This window comes from Planctomycetota bacterium (genome assembly GCA_039182125.1).
Lineage (GTDB): Bacteria > Planctomycetota > Phycisphaerae > Tepidisphaerales > Tepidisphaeraceae > JBCDCH01.
The window spans coordinates 65030-86817 of sequence record JBCDCH010000003.1 but is presented as its reverse complement, the minus strand read 5'-3'; the positions used below and the strand labels follow the sequence as shown (position 1 = coordinate 86817).

Genomic DNA, 21788 nt, shown 5'->3' with positions numbered 1-21788 from the left:
CGCCGACGACATTTGCGACACGGGAACGCCCGCTTACGATTTAACTGTGAGGATGATCCTGATCTGCCTGATGTTGGTGCTGGTCGGTTGCCGTGGCAACCGTGGCCCGACGACCGTCGACGACACCCGCTTCGCCGCCGAGCGGCTCCGGTTGCACCCGATCTTCACCCGACCGGCCGATTTTCAGGATGACCCGGCCATCGACGGCATCGCCGCCGTCGTCGAGTTCACCGACCGCTTCGGCGATCCGGTCAAGGCGTCGGGCAACGTGATCTTCGAGGTCTACGCTTACCAGCCCAACAGCCCCGACCCACGCGGCGATCGGCTCGGCGAACCCTGGACCGGTTCCATCGCCACGCTCGACCTACAGGAACGTCGCTGGAACAAGTCGCTCCGCGCTTACGACTTCGAGCTCGAATGGGACGCGGCCGGCGATGGCAACCGGATCGTTCTGCAGGCGACGATGAACCTGCTCGACGGGCGCCGGCTTTCGGACACGCTGGTGCTCGACAACAGGGATCCCGGCGGACCACCACCCGCGGCCGACCCCGATGACGCGATGCCGCCCAACTCGCCGACCATGCGGATGCCGGAGCCGTGATGGGGCCAGCCAGCGATCAAGCCACGACCACGTTGGTCCGGCGGGTGCGTGAGGAACTGTCGGCGATGTTCACGCCCGAGCGGCCGATGCGGGTCAGCCGGGCACCCGGCCGACTCGACGTCATGGGCGGGATCGCCGACTACACCGGCTCGCTCGTCTGCGAGATGCCCATCGAGCAATCGGCCGCCGTTGCCACGCAGGAACGCACCGACCGCAACGTGAGCGTCGTCGGACTCAACCTGCTCGACGAGCACAAGCCGTTCCAGTTCCAAATGCCGCTCGATGCGCTGGCGGCGACCAATGCCGCGACACTGCGGGCGCAGCTGCACGAATCCCTGCCCGACGGCCACGGGGAGAACCGGGCGTGGGCGGGTTACGTCATCGGCTGCCTGAAAATCCTCTCAGACGAGGGCCTGCTCGATCTGGCGAGCGTGCCGGGGCTGAACCTTGCGCTCTACTCGACGGTGCCCAGCGGCGCGGGCGTGAGCAGCTCGGCGGCGGTCGAGGTCGCGACGATGATGAACCTCGTTGGCCGGTTCGGCCTTGATCAGTCAGGGGAGATCGACGGGCCGCAGGTGGCGGTGCTTTGTCAGCGGGTGGAGAACGAGATCGTCGGTGCGCCGTGCGGATTGATGGACCAGATGGCCAGCGTCATGGGCGAGGCGGGGAAGCTGATGCGCATGGTGTGTCAGCCACACGAGTTGCTCGAGCCGCTCGCCCTGCCCGACGGCGTCCGCGTGGTCGGGATCAACAGCAACGTCAAGCACAGCGTCGGCGGCGGTGCTTACGGCAAGACCCGCACGGCCGCGTTCATGGGTCACACGCTGATCCTCGACGCGATCCGCAAGATGGCCGCCAAGGCCGACAAGGAAATGATCGCCGACCCGACCGGCGGCTATCTCGCCAACGTCGACCCCGACGACTACAAACGGCACTTCCGCCCGCTGCTGCCGGAGCACGTCGAGGGCGGGGCTTTTCTCGACGAGCACGGTGACACGGCCGACCCGATCACCACGCCGAAGCGCGGCACCTTCTACCACGTTCAGGCCGCCTGCGATCACCATGTCCTCGAAGCCCGGCGCGTGAAGCAGTTCGCGGCGTTCCTTGGTGCCGGCCACCTCGACAAGGCCGGGCACCTCATGTATGCTTCGCACCACAGTTACACGACGAAAGCCCAACTCGGAGCCGACGAGTGCGACGTCTTGGTCGACCTGGTCCGCAAGAACGAGCCGGCCGGGTTCCACGGTGCCAAGATCACCGGCGGCGGCAGCGGCGGAACCGTCGCCGTGCTGTGCAAAACCGACACCGACGACGCTCTCGCCGAGCTCATGGCCGAGTACGAGAAACAGACCGGCCTGACTCCCGATCTCATCGCCGGTACCAGCGCCGGCGCGTGGGAAACCGGAAGCTGGGAAATCTGAAAGGGTTTGGGATTTCGGGCCTGACCGTCTCCTGGAGTCATCTCCTACCATTTGGCCATGCTCGCAGCGGGCTTCGGCACCATCTTCCTCACCCTCGCGGGGTTGTTCGTCCTGGCGTTACTCGGGTTCTTCGGCGTGATCTTCGCACGCAACTGGGTTCGGCAACCGGACGCACCGGTGGGTTTCGGGCTTAGCGAGCTGCGTGAACTGCGGCGCAAGGGCGAGATCAGCGAGGAAGAGTTCGATCGGATGAAGGCCAACATCGTCGAAGCTCACCTTCGCCGAGAGCGCCGCGAGGCCGAGGCGAAGGCCAGGCTCGGTCAGGAGAAGTTGCCCACCGACGACCTGAAGGTCGAAAAACCCAAGAATCTGGACCTGATGCAGCGCTGACAGTGCGCTTGCGGGGCCGGCTTGCTGTCCAATAACATACAGGCTTGGAAGGCAGTCGATGGCGTTTGCGACCCGCCAGGGTTGCTTTTATTGTCTTGGACTGGCGCAATGCCAACCAAAACCGGCCGACGCCGACGCGCGGCTGGTCGATCGGTCCGCCCCGCCGTCAAGTCGACCCGCCCGGCGGTTCGATGAAGAGAAAAGCACCCCCGCCCGCAAGCCCGAACGGAACCCCACCGTTGCCAAGCTCGTATCAGGATTAGCGGACTGCGTGAACGGGGATGCCACGTCGGCCGAGGCTGGTCGGCGAGAACAATGCAACGTACACGCTCGATGCTGATACATTCGTGGCGGATACACACCCAAGGCCACAGACCCGCAAGGACGTAACGCGACATGCCCTCCAATCGATCCGGCAACAACAACGGTGATGGCCCCAACAACGCGCCCGCTCCGCAAGCCGGCGGTGGCGGAGGCGGCGGTGGTGGATTCCGTGGACGACGCGTGACGACTTGCAGCTTCTGCGGCAAGTCCTCCCGTGATGTCGGCCCCATGGTCGAAGGGCCTAACGACGTCTACATCTGTTCCAACTGCGTCGACCTGGCCCACAACATCATCCGCCAGGAGAAGCGCAAGCTCACGGCCAACCAGCCGTTGTTCAACACGATCCCGACCCCGCGGCAGATCAACAATCATCTCGACCTTTACGTCGTCGGCCAGGAACGCGCGAAACGCAGCATGTCCGTCGCAGTCCACAATCACTACAAGCGCCTGCTCGCCCAGCAAAAGGACGCCCAAGCGGAAGAAGAAGCGGAAGGCAAGGCTGACGGTGAAGCGGACGCCGCCCACACCGGCGTCGAGCTCGACAAGTCGAACGTGCTGCTCATCGGCTCCACCGGCAGCGGCAAGACCCTGCTGGCCCGGACGCTGGCCGACGTGCTCAACGTCCCCTTCGCCATCGGCGATGCGACGACGCTCACCGAGGCCGGTTACGTCGGCGAAGACGTCGAGAACATCCTGCTCCGACTCCTGCAATCCGCCGACTACGACCTCGACGCCGCCCAGCGCGGCATCATCTACCTCGACGAGATCGACAAGATCGGCAAGACCTCCGGCAACGTCAGCATCACCCGCGACGTCTCGGGCGAAGGCGTCCAGCAGGCCCTGCTGAAAATGCTCGAAGGGACCGTCGCGAACATCCCACCCCAGGGCGGCCGCAAGCACCCCGAGCAGCAGTACATCCAGATGGACACGAGCCAGATCCTGTTCATCTGCGGCGGATCGTTCGTCGGCCTGGTCGACATCATCCGCAAGCGCCTGGGCCGACGCATGATCGGCTTCGGCACCGAGAACGAAATCGAGGACACCGCCGAGACCACCGGCGATGTTCTCGCGCAGGTCCAGCCCGATGACCTGGTCGAGTTCGGCATGATCCCCGAGTTCGTCGGCCGACTCCCCGTCGTCGCGACCCTCGCGCCGCTCGACGTGGCCACGCTGGTCAACATTCTCACCGCCCCGAAGAACGCGATCACCAAGCAGTACGAACGCTTCTTCGAAATGGAAGGCTGCAAGCTGGAGTTCACGCCCGGTGCCCTGCAGATCATCGCCGAGCGGGCGCTCAAGCGGGAGACCGGTGCCCGTGCCCTGCGTGCGGTGTGCGAGGAGATCATGCTCGACCTGATGTACGAGTTGCCCGACAAGGGCGACGGTGGCACCTACGTCATCGACGAGGACATCGTCGAGGGCCGCGGCGATCTCTTCGCCCAGAAACGCCGCAAGTCGGCGTGAGCCAATAACCCAACCGAGCAACGCAGCGACCGTCCCCGGTCGCCGCGTTTGCGTGGTAAACTCACACCATGCCCGCCACCGCGGACAAGCCGGACTTGTGGGATTATGTGCGGCAGCCGGGTCACCTCGTGGCGAGCGAGTTGTACGAAGTCGCTGCAGCTGCCGCCAGACACGCTCCGGATTACCGCGAGCGTTGGCTGATTCACGAGTCACTCGCCGCGGTCGAGCGCGTTCTCGGCAAGAGATACCTTGCCGAGAGGATTGCACACGAATCCCACGGTGCCGAACTCAAGACCATTCAGGCGGAAACTTTTGAGGAAGGGGGCTGGCCCTCACTCCGAACGCATGTCATGGCACACGACCCGAACCAGATGATTCGCCGAATGCTCGACGAGCTTGGTCGAGGCATTCGTCGGCCGACCCAGATCACCGTGGGCGGCTCATCCGCCCTGCTGTTGTCGAAGCTCCTGGTTCGTTCGACTGAGGATGTCGACGTCGTCGACGAACTTCCCGAAGCCATCCGAACCGAGTACGACCTCCTCGATCGACTTGCCGACGAGTACAAAATCCGCATGACGCATTTCGCTTCGCACTATTTGCCCGACTGCTGGGCGAATCGCGTTCAAAGCCTTGGCGTCTTCCGGAAACTCAGTGTGCGCATCGTCGATCCCCTTGATGTGTTGACCGGCAAGTTCTTCACCCGACGCGACAAGGACTTTGCCGACATCAAGGCGTGCTGGGACAAGATCGACCAGCAGCGACTGCGTAACCGGCTTGCAACATCGACCGCGTCGTATCGCGAAAATGAAGAACTGACTTCCCGGGCAACCGATCGGTGGGCCATCCTCACCGGCGAGGAATCCCTACCTGGCTGAGGTGTCGTCGACGTCGGCCCCGCCGGCGAACTTGGCGGCGATCATGTGTGTGTCACCGGCCGGGTCGCACCGGACCACGATGAGGCGAACGGCCTGGCGGTTGGGGCCGATGCCGATCTTGAGCGTGGCGGTGTCGCCGGGTTTTGCCGGTTGCGGACAGGTGAACGCCACCGCCTCGGGCGAGACATCCCGCATCGCCACCTCGCCCGACCAATGGGACAAGTGCAGAATGCCCGGCATCCTCGTGCGACGGCGGCGTTGCTTGCGACGGTCGGCCGAGGCCATGCGTCAAGAACCTAACGCGTTTTGCTCGCTGTCCACGAGCTCGAAGATCGTCTCGAGCCGAGCGATCTCCAACAGACCCCGCACGCGTTCGTGCAGGTTGCACAAGAAAATCCGCCCCTCGTTGGCACGCAACTTCTGGAGCAACTCGACCAGCACCGCGATCGCGCTGCTGTCCATGTAGGGCACGCCCTCGAGATTGAGCACCAGCTTCTTCACCGGACGACCGTCGACCAAACCCATCAAGACCTCACGCATCCCCGGCGAAACATGCAAGTCGATTTCGCCGTCGATCTTGGCCAGCAGGCTGCCGGTCGGGTCGTCCCAGCGGACGTCATTGACAATGGGGCTATCGGCGTCCAGCTGCTGCATCGCCGGATGATAGCGGCTCGGTCGGGGATTGCCCGGTCGCGGTGCCGGCCTGTTGCCCTGGCCCGGCATTCCCGCCTTTGGCCCCGCTGAGGGCTGTAGTGATGGTGCGGATGATCATCGGCTTGGCCAACCGAAACCCAACCCGCAAAAGCTGCTTGCGCCACTTTCGCGGCGGCTTTGCTTTGACCGTCTCATCGTTGGCCTTTTGTCGCTTCGACGGAACCGCCACCCATACAGCCGCGATGCCGGCAACCATGGCTCCACCCAACGCCATGAACGGATGGGCCTGGGCGAGACGTCGGGGATCGACGGCGTGCCTGACGCTGTCCTTGCCGAGCGCGAAGGCCCGACCGATCCCGGCCTTCGCCTCGGCGGCACGCTGGGCGAGAAACTCCGACTCAGTGGTGGCTCGTATCGTCATTCGCTTTTGCCTTGATCTTCTCCGCGGCACGCTCGCCGGCGGTGTGGCCGACCGTGTCACGCTGAGCTTGTTGCATTCTCTCGTACCGGCGCACCGTGGCGGCGAACGCGGCGGACTTGATCCATTTGGACACCAGCCAAACTCCGAGAACCGTCACCAAACTGAGCACGCCGCCGACGATGACGTTGCCGTGCCATGCGGCACCGACGCTCGGGTCGTCGCTGATCGCTGCCGCGACGCCCTGTGCCAAACCGATGACCAAAAGTGCCGCCGATGTCACCGCGATCGCCAATGCGATCACCCCGGCAACGATCCCAAGAAAAACGCTGAGTGCGGCGTTCCGAATCGCGGCAACTGTCCGATCGACCTGTGCCGATGCGTACTGCAAGGCGTAGGCACCGATCTCGCCCAGATTGCCGGCCGCCGACTTGAACGAACCGGTCGCGTCCGGCGCAGCGTCACCTTTCGGCTCCGTGGATGAAGACGCATCCGTGCCATGGGTTGGATCGTCGGTCACGGGCACCTTGACCTAGCGTTTGAGCAAGGTGCCGACGAGCAGGCCGACGCCTGCGGCGACGAGCAGTGTCTGCACCGGCTTCTCGCGGATGTAGTTCTCGATGCCGCTTTGCAGGTCCCCGAGCTTTTCCCGGGCCTGCTGGGCCGCTTCGTTGAGTTGACGCTCGGCTTCTTCACGTAGCGCCTCGGGGTCGATCGCGTCGGCGGCCGAGTCGTGTGTCGGGCCATGCCCGGTGCCGTTCGGCGGGGTCGTATCGCTGTGCCGTCCGTTGAATGTGTCTTCCATGGCTTTTCCGTTGTCGGTTTCAGCCCAAGCTAATCCGGTGCCAGTCACCACCGCAGCGCCGAATCCGGCCGAACACCGGCCCGTATCGGACCCGACGCCGTGAATGGTTGCCGATTGTGACGCCGGCCCGAAGGCGATACGATCGGAAACCGCCGAGATATGGCAGTCATTCGACCGCCCGGCGAAGACCGGCCGTCCGCGAGACGGACCGAGTGACTCCAGGAGGATCCCCGTGGGCATTCGCGAAACGCTCAACCAGAATGAAAAGATCGTCACGATCGCGACCATCGTGATCATCGGTATCGCCCTGCTCTTCGTGGCCGGACAACTGATGTGCAGCGGCCGCCCCGATCTCAGTGGCGGCAGCCTGGAGTTCTACTACACGACCGACGGCCAAACGTTCTTCGCCGATGAGGCTTCCAAGATCTATCCGTTCGACAAGGACGGTGCCAAGGCGTTCCGCGCGTTCGTCTACGAATGTCCGGACGGCGAGCGGTACATCGGTTACATCGAGGGTTACACCCCCCAGGCCCAGGAAACGTTGCGGGCCGCTCGTGCCCCGGACGCATCGCCGGAGTTGGCGATGGGCACGATGGAACTTGAGATCACCGGCAAAATGATCGCTCTTCCCGAAAACATCGCCGACATGGAAGAGTGGGCCCCCGCGACCAGCCGACAAGCTCAAGCCATCATGTCCCAGGCCGCGACCAAGTGCGAAGGCGCCCGGCCCGTCCGCCCGTAAAAACGTCTCCGAGCGCGACTCCGAACAAGGCCCATGCCCTAGGCGTGGGCTTTTTCAGGCCCGCTTCCGTACGCATCCAGCACCCGGGCGATCAGGTTCGTCGTGCTGCGCCCGTCGACCAGCGGGGCCAGCGCGACGCTGCCGCCGTGGGCTTTGACCACCTCGTGGCCCACGACCTCGTGCTCGGCATAGTCCGCACCCTTGACCAGCACATCCGGCAGGATCGCCTCGATGAGCCGCATCGGCGTGTCGTCGCCGAACTTCACCAAATAGTCGATCGACTCCAGTTCCTCGAGCACACCGACGCGATCGTCCTCAGGCACGACGGGGCGCTTCTCGCCCTTGAGCTTGGAGATGCTCGCGTCGGTGTTCACGCCGACGACGAGTACGTCGCCCTGCTGGCGGGCGAAGCGGAAGTACTGCACGTGACCGAGGTGGAGCACGTCGAAGCAGCCGTTGGTGAAGACGATGCGTTTGCCGGCGGCTTTGTGCTGGGCGATCTCGGGGAGCAGCGTTGCAAGCTCGCGAACCTTTCCGCCGGCCGCGTGGGCTTCGGCGAGCAGCTCGGCGATGATCTCCTGCGGCGTCACCGGCACCGCGCCGAACCGCTCCACTTCCAGCCCCGCCGCGACGTTGGCCAGCGCCGTCGCCGATGCCCAGTCCGCCCCCGCGGCCCGCGCCGCGGCCAACCCCGCGAGCATCATGTCGCCCGCGCCGGTCACGTCCGACACGTCGCGTGCCTTGGTCGCGAGGTGCCGGGCGACGCCGTCCTTGGTCGCGAGATACGCCCCGTCCTTGTCGGCGGTCACGACGACCGCTTCGAGATCGAGCCGATCCAGCAAGTCCCGGGCCGAGCGTTCGAAGTCCTCGATCGTCTCACATGGCTGGCCGGTCGCCTTGCACGTCTCGACGCGGTTGAGCTTCAACAGTGTCGCACCTCGGTAGATCGAAAAATCCTCCACGCAGGCCGGGTCGATCAGCACCGGCTTGCCCAGCGCGCGGGCCGCCTCGATCAGCCGCCGACACACGCCCGGCGTCAGCACGCCTTTCGCATAATCCTCCAGGCACAGCGCATCGGCGTCCGCCAGCGCACCCTCGGCCCGGCGGACGATCTCGTCCTCCACGTCCGCCGACACCGGGCCGGCGTCCTCGTAGTCCAGCCGCAACATCTGGCCCGGGCGATTGCTCACGCGTCCGACCAACCGCACCTTCGCCGTCGTCGGGCGTGAACTGTCGGGAACCAGATCGTCCGCGTTGGCGTCGGCATCTTCGAGCAACCGCCGCAGTTCCGTCGCGGCCGCATCGGTGCCGGTCACGCCGACGCAATGCACCCCGCAGCCCAGCGCCGCCAGGTCCGCCGCGACCGATCCCGCCCCGCCGAGCCGCTGCTCCTCCCGCGAAAAGTGCAGCACCGGCACAGGCGCCTCGGGCGAGAGCCGGTTGGCGTTGCCGTAGAGATACCGATCGAGCATGAAGTCGCCGACCAGCACGATCCGCTTGCCGGGCATGTTGTGGACGAGGTCGATGAGCGTGGGCATGGGCGGAAATGATGAATGCGGAGTGATGTACGGAGAGATTCGCCAAGCTGCGTTGCTCTGCAACGCGGTTCCGTCGGAATACGCGTAACTTTCGCGGCACTTGCCGATACCATCAGCATATGTCGCGCTTGGACAAACACGTCGCAGCGGTTCGGACGCAGATGCTCCTTGGCGACCTGCTCAAACGGGCGGCCGTCACGCTACTGATCGCCGGTGGAGCGCTGTGGGTGTACGTCATCGCCGCGCGCGTGTTTGCCATGCGACTGCCGGGCGAAATGTTCTGGCTCATCGGCGGCGCGGTGCTCGCGCTGGTCGCGGCGATGATTTGGGCGTTCGTCAATCGACCCGCCGAGCACGAGGCCGCTGTGGCGATCGACGAGAAGCTCGGACTCAAGTCCAAGTTCGCCTCGGCGTTGTCTTTCCGCAACGACAGCGATCCGTTCGCCCGTGCCGCCGTGCAGGATGCCGAGCAGACCGCGACCGGCGTCAACCTCGGCAAGGAGTTCCGCCCGGCGTTCCCGAACTCGGCGTGGCTCGCATTGGCCGTGCTGCTGGGCATGGGTGCGACGGCCGCCTTTCTCGGCGACTTCGACCTGTTCAACAACCCGGCCGAAGACCCGGCCGTCCTCGCGCAACAGCAACAAGCGGAAGTCGAAGCCAAGGCGGTCGTCGAGCGGGCCCTGCAAACGATCAACGCGGCCCCGCCGGTGGTGATGGCTGACGAGTCGGTCGAGCAAGCCAAAGCGGACCTCGAATCGTTGCTCGCGTCGCCGACATTCCAACCCGAGCAGGCCCGTCAAACCGCGAGCCAGTCGCTGGAAAGTTTGCAGGACGCGCTGGCCGAGCAGGTTCGCGGCAACCAGAAGTTCGCCGAGGCACGAGAGCAGCAGCGCATGCTCGCCAACATGCCGCCGCTCGAAGGGGCCGACGGCCCCGTCGGCGAGGCATCCGACGCGATCAAGGAAGGCGACTTCTCCAAAGCCACCGAGGCCATCGAGCAACTCGTCGATGACTTCCAGGAGATGACCCCGGAGAAGCAGGCCGAGGCCACCCAGCAGATGCAGCAGATGGCCCAGCAACTCCAGCAGGCCGCGAACAACCCCCAGGCCCAGCAGCAGATGCAGAACCAACTGCAGCAGATGGGCATGAACCAGCAGCAAGCGCAGCAGGCCGCCCAGCTCATGCAGCAGGCCGCGCAAGGCAACCAGCAAGCTGCCCAGCAACTGCAACAAATGGCCCAACAAGCCATGCAGCAGATGAACAACGGCCAAGGCCCGACGCAGCAGCAACAGCAGAAAATTCAGCAGGCCATGCAACAGATGCAGGCCCAGGCCAATACCCAGCAGCAAGCCGCCCAGATGGCCCAGGCCGCCCAACAAATGGCCCAAGCCATGCAAGCCGCCCAGCAGGGCCAAGCTCAGCAAGGACAACAGGGCCAGCAAGGTGGTCAACAGCCCGGCGGTGCCCAACAACAGGCCAACGCACAACAAGGGGCCCAACAAGGCATGCAGCAAGGTGCCCAGCAGATGCAGCAGACGATGCAGCAAATGCAGGCGATCCAGCAGGACATGCAAGCCGTCCGCGCCGCCCAGCAGGCCGCCCAACAAGCACAAGCCGCCGCGAACCAGAACCCCAACGGCCCCCAGGGCAACGGTCAGCAGGGCCAACAGCAAGGCCAACAAGGTCAGGGCGGCCAAGGCCAGGGCCAACAAGGCGGGATGGCCCAAGCCGGCGGTCAGCCCGGCGGCCAAGGCGGCCAACAAGGCCAGGGCAACCAAGGCCAGCAAGGCGGTCAGGGGCAGGGCCAAGGTCAAGGCGGCCAATGGAACCAACCCGGCCAAGGCCAGCAAGGCGGTGGTGGTGGCGGACCCGGCCAAGGGCAGGGCGGCGATCCCGGCAAAGTCGCCGCCCCCTTCGGCGTCAAGCAGGAGTTCTCCCCCTCTGAGAACCAGGAAGACGGCCAACTCCTCGCCAGCTACTACGTTCAGGCCGAAGCCCTCGTCGGTGAAGCCAAGCAGCAACTCAAGGAAGTCGCCGAGTCGGCCGTCAAGAACCAGACCGACGAAGTCGACCAGCAACGCATCAGCCGCGAAGCACAAAACGCCGTGCGGAACTACTTCAACTCGCTCACCGAAGAAAGCGATGAGCAATGAGTCCCCAGCAACACAGGCCGGTTGTACGCCACTTTCTGATTCTCATCGCTCACTGCTCGTTGCTCCTCGCGCTGCTTGCCGGGTGCGACGAAGCAACCGACGAGTTGGTGCTCTACACCTCCGTCGACGAGCCGATCGCTCGACCGATCGTCGAGCGGTTCACGGCTGACACGGGCATCGCGGTCAAGCTCGTCACCGACACCGAGGCAAGCAAATCGGTCGGGCTGGCCGAGCGCCTCCGTGCCGAGCGCGACCGACCCCGTGCCGACGTGTGGTGGGGCAACGAGCCGTTCTACACCGTCGGCCTCGCCGAGGACGGCCTTTTCCGCCCGATCGATATCCCCGCCGATATCCACCCGAGCTTCGTAGGCACCGGAAATTTCTGGGTCGGCAACGGCCTGCGGGCGCGGGTCATCGGCATCTCCGATCAGATGCAGATCGCCCAGAAACCCAACTTTTCATCCCTTGCATTTGCGGAAGGCGTCGTCGCCGCCCGACCCACGGCCGGGACCACCGGCGGACACGTCGCGTTCATCTACGCCACGCTCGGCCAAGACGCCGGCGACGCTTACTTCAGCGCCTTGCGGGACAATGGGATCACCCTCGTTGGCGGCAACGGCCCCGCCGCCCAGGCCGTCGCCGACGGCGTCGCGACCTACGCCCTGACCGACAACGATGACGTCGCCCACCGCACGGGCATCGCTGCCATCATCCCCAACGACACGTTGTACATCCCAACCACCGTCGCGCTGGTCGCCGGCCGGAACGATACCGACGCCGCCAAACTCGCGGCGTATCTCGCCTCCGCCGAAGTCGAAGCCGCGTTGGCCAACGTCGATTTCACCATCGCCTCGGTACGCGATCAGACGACCGACGTCCGCTACGAGGACATCGCCAGAATCCTCCGCCCCGCCATCGCCCGTGCCACCGGCCTCCTCGAAGGCCGCGACCGAAGCGAACTCCCACCGGTTGAGTAGACCCCCGAAAGCCCACGGCTTCAGCCGTGGGTCGGCAAGACCGCACGCACCTGCCGAGTCACACCAAATGGCGACGTCGGGCATTGGTTCACTCCCGCACACTCCCGCAGACCAGCCCGGTCGCGATGCAGAGTCCGGCGAAGCCGAATACGACCAACCGCCCGCGGCCATCCAGGCACGCCTCCATCAGCCGGCCGCCGCGTGTCGTCGCCACCGGTATCTCGCTCGGCGTTTCCACCGCGACCAGCGCGAACGGCGTGCTGGCAAACGGCGATGGCTCCAGCCCGATCGCGACCTGCTCGGCCCCCTCCTCGACACGATTGAGCTGACGCCGCTCGAGCCGCTGGGCCAGTACCGGGTCTTGGCCGATGCGGTTGAGCAGTTGGGCGTTGCGGGCCGCCTGCATGTCGAGGTGATCCAGGTCCTGTTGGAGCACATCACGCCGCAGGGCGAGGTCGCGCGTCTCCGCCGCCGCCGGCACGAGCACCGCGCACGCCATCAGCCCAAGACCGAGACAAAGCACGGGGATCGCCCAGAGGTTGCCAACCGCACGCATTACGTCGTTATCGGCCGACGCGACCGAGGAGCGTGAAGCTGGACCTTCGTCCCCATCGGCACCGCCCGCCGAAGGGCGATGGCTTCGCAATAGGTTGACATTGCCAACTTGTTTGGGCAAACTCATCGATCCGAGTCGATGTTTCACCCACAGGAGAGACCATGCCCGCCCGATTTCGACCCCTCGTCACCTGTGCCGCCTTCACGGTTTTCGCGGCCACGTCGATCGCCCACGCCCAGACCATCGCGCTCTCGACCGCCTCGCCGACCGGCCTCAGCGGCGTCAACTTCGAGAACGACTCCCTCATCCAGTACGACCCGCTCACGGATGTCGCTGCCCAACTTTTCGATCTCGAGGACGAGTTCGGCATCAGCCGCAACCTCATCGCCGCCCACGAGATGCCCAACGGCAACCTGATCGTCTCCACCCAAGCCGGCGACACCATCGGCGGCGTAGCTTTTACCGAAAGCGACCTCATCGAACTCGACCGCACCACCGGGACGGCCTCGCTGTTCTTCGATGCCAGCGCGGTCGGTCTGACCGGACAAGGCGGCAGCGTCCCCAACATCGACGCGGTCTCCGTGCTGCCCAACGGCTTGGTGTTCTTCTCCACACGCAACGACGCGACGCTGTTCGGGGTCGACTACGGCAAGGAAGACTTGATCAGCTACGACCCCGTGGCCGGTACCGCCAGCCTCGCCTTCGACGGCTCGCTCATCAACGGCACGGAGCCCAACCTACGCGCGGCCGCCATCCTGAACGACGAGACGCTCCTTTTCGCCGCGTCCGAAGGTGGCAGTTCGGACACGATGACCATCGGCGGCGTCACCTTCAATCGCGACGACCTCGTGATCTACAACACGCTTAGCGGCACGGTCACCCTCTTCATGGAAGGCGGCGACGAGTTCACCGGCTCGCAGATCGTCGACGCCGTCACCGTCGTAGGCATCCCCGAGCCAGCCACGCTCGGCCTCGCCGCGATCCCGCTGCTGGCACTGGGCCGCCGTCGTCGGTAACGCCGCCATTCCACAAGATCGCGGCTCGCCGCTTCGCGTCGCCGGCATGAACGGGGCCATGCAACCAGCAAGCCCACCGCCCGAAAGCGGTGGGCTTGCTGGTTGATCCGAGCCTCCAGCTCAACCTTTGTTCCACAGCGCTCCGCCGTACACGGCGGCGTCGTCGAGTTGTTCGCTGATTCGCAACAGCTGGTTGTACTTGGCGTTGCGGTCGCTGCGGGCGGGGGCGCCGGTTTTGATCTGGCCGCAGTTGGTGGCGACGGCGAGGTCGGCGATGGTGGCGTCCTCGGTCTCGCCGCTGCGGTGGGACATGACGGCGGTGTACTTGTTGCGGATCGCCATGTTCACCGCGTCGAGGGTTTCGGTCAGGCTGCCGATCTGGTTGACCTTGACGAGGATGGAGTTTGCACAGCCCTCGTCGATACCGCGCTTGAGGAACTTGGAGTTGGTGACGAACAGGTCGTCGCCGACGAGTTGGACGGTGTCGCCGATCTTGTCGGTGAGGGTTTTCCAGCCGGCCCAGTCGTTCTCGGCCAGACCGTCCTCGATGCTGCGGATGGGGTACTTCTTGCACCAGCCGGCCCACAGGTCGGCCATCTCGGTGCTGCTGAGGATCTCCTGGGTGGAGCTGAAGAACTTGTAACCTTCCTTGCCGTCCTTCTCGGCTTCGTTCCAGAGCTCGGACGTGGCCGGGTCGAGGGCGACGAAGATCTGCTCGCCCCACTTGTACCCCGCGGCGTCGGTGGCTTCCTCGATGACCTTGAGCGCGTCCTCGTTGTTCTCGAGGTTGGGGGCGAAGCCGCCCTCGTCGCCGACGGCGGTGGACATGTTCCGCTTGGCCAGCACCTTCTTGAGCGCGTGGTAGATCTCCACGCCCGCCCGCAGGGCCTCCTCGAAGTTGTCGAAGCCCCACGGCTGGATCATGAACTCCTGGAAGTCGACGGTGTTGTCGGCGTGCTTGCCGCCGTTGAGGATGTTGAGCATCGGCACCGGCAACGTCACCGCGCCGGGCCCGCCGACGTAGCGCCACAGCGGCAGCCCGCTCGACTCGGCCGCAGCCTTGGCGACCGCCAGGCTCACGCCCAGCACCGCGTTGGCGCCCAGCACGCTCTTGTTCTCGGTGCCGTCGATCTCGAGCATCAGGTGGTCGATGCCCGCCTGCTCACGGGCGTCCGTGCCCAGCAGCTGCGGGGCGATCGTGTCGTTGACGTTGTCGACGGCCTTGGTGACGGCCTTGCCGAGGTAGACGTTCTTGTCGCCGTCGCGGAGCTCGACGGCTTCGTTCTCACCGGTGGACGCGCCCGACGGGACGGCCGCGCGGCCGAGGCTGCCGTCCTCCAGCAGCACGTCGACCTCGACGGTCGGGTTGCCACGGGAGTCGAGGACTTGGCGGGCCTGGACGTGTTCGATCATCGCGCTCATCGGGGTTGCTCCAAAGGGTGGTTGGTTGGGGTTCAGAGAGGAATTGGTCGCATGCTAGGGAGGCCGACCCCGCTGCGACGTTGTCGGACGTCGCGCCGGCGGGCCGGACCGACGGGTTGTGACGGCCAGCACGGCTGGCGACCACGGGCAAATCCCGCAGGTTCAACATATGGACTATCGGACTTCTTTTCCCTTGCAGCGCGACCGGTCCATCTGCCAAGCTACCGTGCAGCCAAGCCGCTGACCCGTTCGGGCCGGCGGGGGAAACTGCAGTTACAACGGAATCACCGTCGGTCGTGGCCCACGCCCGCCCGACATCACGTCGCAGGATGCGTATCCCCGCCTGGGGACCTCCCCAAGGGAGACAGTGCCATGTCCAGTTCACCGTCCATCTCGCCCACCCAACGCCGGGGGCTCGCGCCCCGACTCACGACCGCCCGCACCGACACCGCCACCTTCGGCCAGCGGATCGGCAAACTCCGCAGCCTCTTCCCCGACAATCGCCTCTCCACCGGCGAACTGCTCAGCCCCCAACGCATGAGCGCCGCCATCGCCCGCGAGTCGGCATTGGTCCAACGAAAAGGCGGTACCTTCGTGGTGCTGCACCTCTACTGCCGGTCCGCCGCCAGCGCCCGCAAGGTCCGCCGGCGGATGCGCGACCGGATGCGGCTCTCGGACCTGGTCGGCCATGCCGACGACTCGGGCCCGCTGCAACGCGTCGGCGGGGTCGGGATCGTCGCCCTGCTGCCCGACACCAGCGCGTCGGGTGCTTACGCTTTGGCCGTTGATCTTTGCAAAACCCTCTCCGAGCGCCACCGCCCCACCGTCGCTGTCCGGCAATACCCCGAAACACCCGCCGACGCGTGATCGCATGGCGGTTACGCTTCGGGCATGAACTTCGACGCGGTTCAGTTCGTCGACGACTTCCTGCGCGACGCCGCCGGTGCGTCGGACGTTCATGTCGAACCGGTCGCCGATGGGTACGAGCTACGCAAGCGGATCGACGGCCTGCTCACGACCGACGCGACGCTCACCACGGGCGACGGCCGCTCGGTCGTCGCCCGGCTTATGGTGATGGCCGGGCTGTTGACGTACCGCCAGGACGTGCCGCAGGAAGGCCGGCTAACCCATGGCGACGAAGCGGTACGCGTCAGCGTCATGCCGACCACCCGGGGGCTGCGTGCGGTGTTGCGTCTGCCGACGCCCGAGGCGGAGCGGTCGCTCGGTGAACTCGGTTTGCCCGACAATGCCGTTACCCACCTGCACGACTTCGCAGACGGCGACAGCGGCATGCTGCTGGTTGTCGGCCCGGCCGGCAGCGGCAAGACCACCACGCTCTACGCGTTGCTCGGTCACATCGCCGAACGCCAGCCCGGGCTTTCGATCGTCAGCCTCGAAGACCCGGTCGAACGCCAACTACCCGGCGTCACGCAGATCGAGGTCACGCCCTTCGGCGAGCTCACTTACGAACGTGCCCTGCGCAGCATGCTCCGGCAGGACCCGCAGGTGCTGATGCTCGGCGAGATCCGCGATGCCGCGACGGCCCGGCTCGCGGTGCAGGCCGCGCTCTCGGGGCATCGGCTGGTCGCGACACTCCATGCCGCCGACGCCGCCGGCGCGGTCGGTCGGCTCTTGGAAATGGGCGTCGAGCCGTTCGGGATCACGGGCACGCTCTTCGGCGTGCTCAGCCAGCGGCTCGTGCGGCGCAAGACCGACGCCGGCTATCGCGGCCGCACACCGGTCGCCACCTTCGTTCGCACCCGCGACGACCTGCTGCGCCAACTGGCGGCGAGGGAACCGGTCGATCTACCCACGCTTCACGCCGCCGGAGCCGAACTGGTTCGGCGGGGCGTGACCGACGACGCGGAGCTCGTGCTCGTTCTTGGCAGAAACGATCCCGCCGACTGATGGTTTCGCAACCTCGCCCGCAGGTCGGTATAACCGCCGGCATGGGAGCAGCGTTCGAGTATGTCGCGCATGATGCCGCGGGACGACGCTTGTCGGGGCACATCAACGCCGAGGACGGTTCCGCCGCGGAGGCCGCGCTGGTCCAACTCGGTCTGCAAGTTCAGTCACTTTCCCCGACCGAGACCAAGGCCACCCGGCCGATCACTGGCGACGAACTCGCCGCGTTCAACGAACAACTCTTGCACCTGACCCGCGCGGGACTGCCGCTCGAACAAGGCCTTCGGCTCATCGCTGACGACATGCGTGCCGGGCAGGCCGCGACCGTCCGCCGGCTGGCCGACGCGCTCGAAGCCGGCCAGCCGCCCGAGGAAGCGATCAAGTCCGTCGGCGGCAAACTCCCCCCGCTCTACGGCAAACTCATCGCCGCCGGCAGCGCCAGCGGCGACCTGCCCGGCGTGCTGCTCGGCCTCGGCGAACATCTCGACTTGCGCGCCCGGTTGCGTGGTGCAATGTGGCGGGCACTCACGTATCCCGTGGTGCTCTTGCTCGCGTTGCTGGTCGTCGGTGGGTTCATCTCGCTGGCGGTGTTGCCGCAGTTCGAGGTCGTGTTCGACGACTTCGGCGTGCAACTGCCCGTGATCACCGAGTTCGTTCTCACGGTCGGTCGGCTCACGCCCGCCGTTCTCGTGACAACGGTCGTTTTGCTCGTGGTTTGGCCGATTGTTTACGGTCTGTTCATCGCCGGCGGCAAGGGTCAGATGTGGATCGACCAGACGCTCATGCGGGTACCGATGATCGGGCCGGTGTTTCGGTACGGCCTGGTCGCGCGGTGGCTCAACGCCGCCGCGGTCGGGACGCGCGGCGGGCTGGACCTACCGGCCGCGATGGGGCTGGCCGACGATGCGATCGACTCGCCCCGCCTGAGCCGGGACACCAAGCTCGTCCGCGACGCCGTCGAGCGTGGTCTGCCGCCGGACCGCATCGAGGGGCGCGTTCGCACGCTCCCCGCCGCCGTGCCCGCCGCCATGGCCCTCGCCGCACAACAAGCAGAACTGCCGCGAACGCTGCAAACCCTCTCGGATCTTTACCGCCGTCGCGCCGAGCAGTCGGTGCAGCGGTTGCCGTTGGTGCTCATGCCGATCATGCTCGGCGTCATCAGCCTCGTTGTCGCCGTGCTGATGATCGCGCTAATCGCGCCGTTGCTGACCTTGATCCAGACGGTGGCCGGATGAACGACGCGCACCACGAGCCAACACCCGTCACACTCGAGTACGTCGAACCGGCCACGGTCCGCGCCGAGTCCGGCAGCGAGCGCAGCGTGATCGCCGAGATCGGGGTTCGGCTTCTGTGGTTTGGAGCAGGCGTGGGCGTGCTGTTCGGCCTGGTTTACGGACCGCCCGTGCTGTTGGGGGTGAGTGGGCTCGGGCTGGCGACCATCTTCATGGTGTCGGGCCCGCTACTGCTGCTCGCGGCGGTCATGCTCGCGAGCAATCTCAGCCGCCTACGCCAACGCCGTATCGACGCAATCCTCGGGCACATCGCGATGGCGGTTCGGCTGAACCTGCCGATCCCGCAGATGCTTCGTGCCGCCGCCCAAGGCGAAACGTCCACGCGTCGCCGACAACTCACCACCGCCGCCGAAGCGATTACCGCCGGCGTACCGATCGGCCACGCCGTCCATCGCACCACACCCCATCTCGACGGCGAAACCGCCGCCCGCCTCGACGCCGCCGAACGCAACGGCACCCTCGCCGCCGCCCTGGCGCGGATCCACCATACCACCAACGACCAGCCCGCGAGCGTCGACCCCAACGCCCGCATGCTCGCCGTCTACGCAACGGTCGTGGTCGTCTTCACGCTCATCATCACGGCGGCGCTGATGATTTTCGTCATCCCGAGGTATGAGGAACTGTTCGCCGATTTCGGTACGGAGCTGCCGGCCATCACCAAGTCCATGCTCGCGGCAAGCCGCTTCGTGGTCGACTCGTACGGTTGGGTTTTGTTCCTGCCGTTGCTCCTGATCTTGCCATGGATCACCGGGCAGACGCTGCGGGAAATCCGTTCATCGGAACCACGGCGGGCGTTGTTCTTGCCGATGTTCAAATGGGTTGCGTGGCGGTTGCCGTTGGTCGGACGTGCGTGGAAGGCCCGGCAATGGTCGGCCGTGCTCGACGCGACGGCCGACGGGATCGAACTGGGACGCCCTGCAGCCGAGGCGTTGCAAATCGCCGCGGCCCCGGGGATCGCTGGGCCGCTGCGGGTCCGTGTGAACCAGATGGCAGGCGCGTTGCGCCGGGGCCAGCCGTGGTCGGCCGCGGCAAGCCAGGCCGGCATCGGCGGGCGGATGGCACAGTTCCTCGGCAGCGCCGAGCAAACCCAGAGCCTCGCCGCCACCTGCCGGTTCCTCGCGCGCACCTTCGCCGCGACGCATCACCGACTCGCCCACCTCGCCGCCGCGTTGCTCACGCCGGCGGTGACGCTGCTATTGGCCACGCTCATCGGCTGGATCGCGCTGGCGATGTTCCTGCCGCTCATCGACCTGGCCGACACCGTGATGAACATGGAGGGCATGCCGTGAGAAACGTCCAACGCCAACGTGGCTTCTTTGAAATCGACGCCGCCCTCGGGGTCTTCATTCTCGCCGCGGTGCTCGCAACGATCGTCGTCGCGGCGACGGCGATCAACCGATCGAGCGAAGTGCAGGCCGATCGCCGTGCCGCGCTGCGGCTTGCCGAGCGGGCCTTACTCGAACCCGAGGCGTTGCCCGACGATGCCGGCGTGACGTTCGCCGACCTCGGTCAAACAGGCGATGGGCGGCGCTGGGTCGAAGCGACCGCGACGGTCAATGAACAGTCCGCCTCGCTCGTCGCCGCTCTGTCGGAGGTGCCGCGATGAGACACACGCAACGCCGGCGTGGCATCGGCCTGCTGTCGATGTTCTTCATTCTCGCTGTCTTTGCCGTCGTCGCGCTCATCGCCGCGCAAGCGACCCGGCTGAGCCTGCGGATGGTGCAACAGTCACGCGACCTCCAGGAAGCGGCGACGGCGTTCGACGAAGCCGTGCTTCAGATGAGTTATGATATTCGCACCGCACGCACACTCCGCGTCGCGCCCGGCCAACTCGACGCCGGCGCAACCTGGGTGATCGACGGTGAACGACTCGTTCGCGGCGAGCGTATCTACTTCACGCGCCTGGACGGTTTGCGGTTTGAGCCGTGCGACGTTGGCATCCGCCTGATCGTTGGCGACGGCGACGTGCTGGTCTTGGCCAACGCCGAGCGATTGCGGGGTACGCGATGAACCGTGGATTGCCCCGACAACGCGGCATGGCGACGCTGCTCGCCGTGTTGATCCTGACCATCGTCGCCGGCGCGATCGCGGCGGGCATCGGCTACGTCCGCTACGACGCCAAACGCACCGAGCAACTTCACCGTGACGCGCAGGCGCGGTTGCTCTTCATCGCCGCGATGAATGGCGAATCACTGCAACTACCCGACGGACGCGGACGCGTGTCCGTCGAGGGCCGCACCGGGAAAGATGGCCGGACGCAACTCGTCATGGAAGTCGAGATCGACGGCGTGATCCGGCATGCCGTGATCCACGGTGAGCGCGATTAAGGCTGGGCGTCCGGCTCGAAGAAGCCGCGCTTCCACAGCCGATCGAACGCGGCCACGGCGTCGGGGGCGAACGACAGCCCGATACTCTCGCGGATCACACCGGCGGCGTTGTCGTTGGTCCACGCGGGCTTGTACACGCGCCGGTTGGTCAGTGCATCGAACACATCGGCGACATGGGTCAGATTCGCCTCGACCGGGATCGACTCGCCGGCGACACCGTCGGGGTAACCGGTGCCGTCCCAGTTTTCATGATGGTGCCGCGCGATGCGACGGGCGAGATCAAACGTCGGATTGTCGCCGAGGATGCGTTCGCCGTCGATGGTGTGGCGTTCGATGATCCGGCGTTCGTCCTGATCGAGCTTGCCAGGCTTTTTCAGGACCGCGTCAGGAACATGGATCTTGCCGATGTCGTGCAAGACCGAGGCGATGCCGATCCGCCGTGCGACGGCCTTGCCCTCTCCGAGTTCGATCGCGAGCGCTTCGACGGTTCGGCGGATGCGGCGGACGTGCTCGCCGGTGTCTTGATCTTTGGCCTCGGACGCGACGGCGAGCATGGTGACGGTGTCTTCATACGCCGCTTGCAGATCGACGGTCTGTTGCTTGACCACGTCGCCGAGCAGGTTGGTTTCGTGGCGAAAGCTCTCGGCGTTGCTCAATACCGAATTGCTCACTTCGGCGATGGCCTCGTACTGCCGGCGAAAGTCGGTCACGTCGGTCAGTAGGTACCAGCCATCGCCCGCGTCCTGCAAACGGAACACGCCGAGCCCCGCGTCGGTCGGCAACTCGACATCCGCCCGTTCAGGGAGCACGCGTCCACGGAACAGGCACGCCGCCTCGTTAACATCGACCACCCGACGCTCGTCGTCAAGACGGACGGCGGGGATCGGGATTGACGCGAGGTCGGGCAT

25 protein-coding genes are annotated in these 21788 nt (G+C 65.8%); 16 read left to right on the top strand and 9 right to left on the bottom strand.

The genetic code is table 11. The annotated features are described in order from the left end of the window. Positions 1 to 52 precede the first annotated feature (52 nt). From AAGD32_01385 to AAGD32_01365, 5 genes are all read left to right on the top strand, one after another. Entirely contained in the window at positions 53 to 601 is a 549-nt protein-coding gene (locus tag AAGD32_01385; protein ID MEM8872885.1) for a hypothetical protein, read from the top strand. Further along, positions 601 to 2022, top strand: a complete 1422-nt coding sequence (locus tag AAGD32_01380; GenBank protein ID MEM8872884.1) for a galactokinase family protein — start codon at positions 601 to 603, stop codon at positions 2020 to 2022. The genes AAGD32_01385 and AAGD32_01380 overlap by 1 nt, the downstream gene beginning before the upstream one ends. 57 nt (positions 2023 to 2079) lie before the next feature. Further along, a complete protein-coding gene (locus AAGD32_01375; GenBank protein MEM8872883.1) occupies positions 2080 to 2412 on the top strand; it encodes an SHOCT domain-containing protein in 333 nt (110 codons plus the stop codon). Positions 2413 to 2808: 396 nt separating this feature from the next. After that, on the top strand, positions 2809 to 4200 hold the full coding sequence (gene clpX / locus AAGD32_01370) for an ATP-dependent Clp protease ATP-binding subunit ClpX (GenBank protein MEM8872882.1): 1392 nt from the start codon (positions 2809 to 2811) through the stop codon (positions 4198 to 4200). Positions 4201 to 4268: 68 nt separating this feature from the next. Further along, positions 4269 to 5075, top strand: coding sequence for a DUF6036 family nucleotidyltransferase (locus tag AAGD32_01365; protein MEM8872881.1), 807 nt, complete (start codon positions 4269 to 4271; stop codon positions 5073 to 5075). On the opposite strand, the gene AAGD32_01360 is transcribed toward AAGD32_01365, so the two are convergent. The 5 genes from AAGD32_01360 to AAGD32_01340 are packed head-to-tail and all read right to left on the bottom strand — an operon-like array spanning position 5064 to position 6952. Further along, positions 5064 to 5360, bottom strand: coding sequence for a PilZ domain-containing protein (locus AAGD32_01360; GenBank protein MEM8872880.1), 297 nt, complete (start codon positions 5358 to 5360; stop codon positions 5064 to 5066). The genes AAGD32_01365 and AAGD32_01360 overlap by 12 nt on opposite strands. A 3-nt stretch (positions 5361 to 5363) precedes the next feature. Then, a complete protein-coding gene (locus AAGD32_01355) occupies positions 5364 to 5729 on the bottom strand; it encodes an STAS domain-containing protein (protein MEM8872879.1) in 366 nt (121 codons plus the stop codon). Continuing rightward, a complete protein-coding gene (locus AAGD32_01350) occupies positions 5707 to 6150 on the bottom strand; it encodes a hypothetical protein (GenBank protein MEM8872878.1) in 444 nt (147 codons plus the stop codon). Before AAGD32_01350 ends, AAGD32_01355 begins: the two co-directional genes overlap by 23 nt. Next, entirely contained in the window at positions 6128 to 6667 is a 540-nt protein-coding gene (locus AAGD32_01345; protein MEM8872877.1) for a hypothetical protein, read from the bottom strand. The genes AAGD32_01350 and AAGD32_01345 overlap by 23 nt, the downstream gene beginning before the upstream one ends. 12 nt (positions 6668 to 6679) lie before the next feature. Continuing rightward, complete coding sequence (locus AAGD32_01340) at positions 6680 to 6952, bottom strand: hypothetical protein (protein MEM8872876.1); 273 nt, start codon at positions 6950 to 6952, stop codon at positions 6680 to 6682. 232 nt (positions 6953 to 7184) lie between these two features. Between AAGD32_01340 and AAGD32_01335 the strand changes: the two genes are divergently transcribed. After that, on the top strand, positions 7185 to 7694 hold the full coding sequence (locus AAGD32_01335) for a hypothetical protein (protein MEM8872875.1): 510 nt from the start codon (positions 7185 to 7187) through the stop codon (positions 7692 to 7694). A 38-nt stretch (positions 7695 to 7732) separates the two neighbouring features. On the opposite strand, the gene rfaE2 is transcribed toward AAGD32_01335, so the two are convergent. Continuing rightward, complete coding sequence (gene rfaE2 / locus AAGD32_01330; GenBank protein ID MEM8872874.1) at positions 7733 to 9232, bottom strand: D-glycero-beta-D-manno-heptose 1-phosphate adenylyltransferase; 1500 nt, start codon at positions 9230 to 9232, stop codon at positions 7733 to 7735. A 119-nt stretch (positions 9233 to 9351) separates the two neighbouring features. Here rfaE2 and AAGD32_01325 point away from each other — a divergent pair, with 119 nt between their 5' ends. Then, positions 9352 to 11385, top strand: a complete 2034-nt coding sequence (locus tag AAGD32_01325; protein MEM8872873.1) for a hypothetical protein — start codon at positions 9352 to 9354, stop codon at positions 11383 to 11385. Further along, positions 11382 to 12362, top strand: a complete 981-nt coding sequence (locus AAGD32_01320) for a substrate-binding domain-containing protein (GenBank protein MEM8872872.1) — start codon at positions 11382 to 11384, stop codon at positions 12360 to 12362. Before AAGD32_01325 ends, AAGD32_01320 begins: the two co-directional genes overlap by 4 nt. An 88-nt stretch (positions 12363 to 12450) precedes the next feature. Here AAGD32_01320 and AAGD32_01315 read toward each other — a convergent pair whose 3' ends face one another. Further along, on the bottom strand, positions 12451 to 12918 hold the full coding sequence (locus AAGD32_01315) for a hypothetical protein (protein MEM8872871.1): 468 nt from the start codon (positions 12916 to 12918) through the stop codon (positions 12451 to 12453). 161 nt (positions 12919 to 13079) lie between these two features. Between AAGD32_01315 and AAGD32_01310 the strand changes: the two genes are divergently transcribed. Next, positions 13080 to 13934, top strand: coding sequence for a PEP-CTERM sorting domain-containing protein (locus AAGD32_01310; GenBank protein ID MEM8872870.1), 855 nt, complete (start codon positions 13080 to 13082; stop codon positions 13932 to 13934). Between the two features lie 120 nt (positions 13935 to 14054). Here the strand turns inward: AAGD32_01310 and eno are convergent, their stop codons facing one another. Beyond that, positions 14055 to 15356, bottom strand: a complete 1302-nt coding sequence (gene eno, locus AAGD32_01305; GenBank protein MEM8872869.1) for a phosphopyruvate hydratase — start codon at positions 15354 to 15356, stop codon at positions 14055 to 14057. A gap of 372 nt (positions 15357 to 15728) precedes the next feature. On the opposite strand from eno, the gene AAGD32_01300 reads away from it, so the two are divergent. From AAGD32_01300 to AAGD32_01270, 7 genes are read left to right on the top strand one after another with little or no spacing between them, the layout of a single operon-like run. After that, the gene (locus AAGD32_01300; GenBank protein ID MEM8872868.1) at positions 15729 to 16223 is read left to right on the top strand and encodes a hypothetical protein; all 495 of its coding nucleotides are present in this window, start codon (positions 15729 to 15731) and stop codon (positions 16221 to 16223) included. A gap of 24 nt (positions 16224 to 16247) precedes the next feature. Further along, a complete protein-coding gene (locus tag AAGD32_01295) occupies positions 16248 to 17264 on the top strand; it encodes an ATPase, T2SS/T4P/T4SS family (protein ID MEM8872867.1) in 1017 nt (338 codons plus the stop codon). A gap of 41 nt (positions 17265 to 17305) precedes the next feature. Then, positions 17306 to 18496: a type II secretion system F family protein gene (locus AAGD32_01290; protein MEM8872866.1), complete on the top strand. Its 1191-nt coding sequence runs from the start codon at positions 17306 to 17308 to the stop codon at positions 18494 to 18496. Next, on the top strand, positions 18493 to 19842 hold the full coding sequence (locus AAGD32_01285; protein MEM8872865.1) for a type II secretion system F family protein: 1350 nt from the start codon (positions 18493 to 18495) through the stop codon (positions 19840 to 19842). The genes AAGD32_01290 and AAGD32_01285 overlap by 4 nt, the downstream gene beginning before the upstream one ends. Next, positions 19839 to 20159, top strand: a complete 321-nt coding sequence (locus tag AAGD32_01280; GenBank protein MEM8872864.1) for a hypothetical protein — start codon at positions 19839 to 19841, stop codon at positions 20157 to 20159. The genes AAGD32_01285 and AAGD32_01280 overlap by 4 nt, the downstream gene beginning before the upstream one ends. Continuing rightward, positions 20156 to 20563 (top strand): hypothetical protein, encoded by a 408-nt coding sequence (locus AAGD32_01275; protein ID MEM8872863.1) that lies wholly within the window; start codon positions 20156 to 20158, stop codon positions 20561 to 20563. The genes AAGD32_01280 and AAGD32_01275 overlap by 4 nt, the downstream gene beginning before the upstream one ends. A gap of 8 nt (positions 20564 to 20571) precedes the next feature. Then, on the top strand, positions 20572 to 20880 hold the full coding sequence (locus AAGD32_01270) for a hypothetical protein (protein ID MEM8872862.1): 309 nt from the start codon (positions 20572 to 20574) through the stop codon (positions 20878 to 20880). Here the strand turns inward: AAGD32_01270 and AAGD32_01265 are convergent. Continuing rightward, positions 20877 to 21788, bottom strand: coding sequence for an HD domain-containing phosphohydrolase (locus AAGD32_01265; GenBank protein ID MEM8872861.1), 912 nt, complete (start codon positions 21786 to 21788; stop codon positions 20877 to 20879). The two genes, AAGD32_01270 and AAGD32_01265, sit on opposite strands and share 4 nt — an antisense overlap.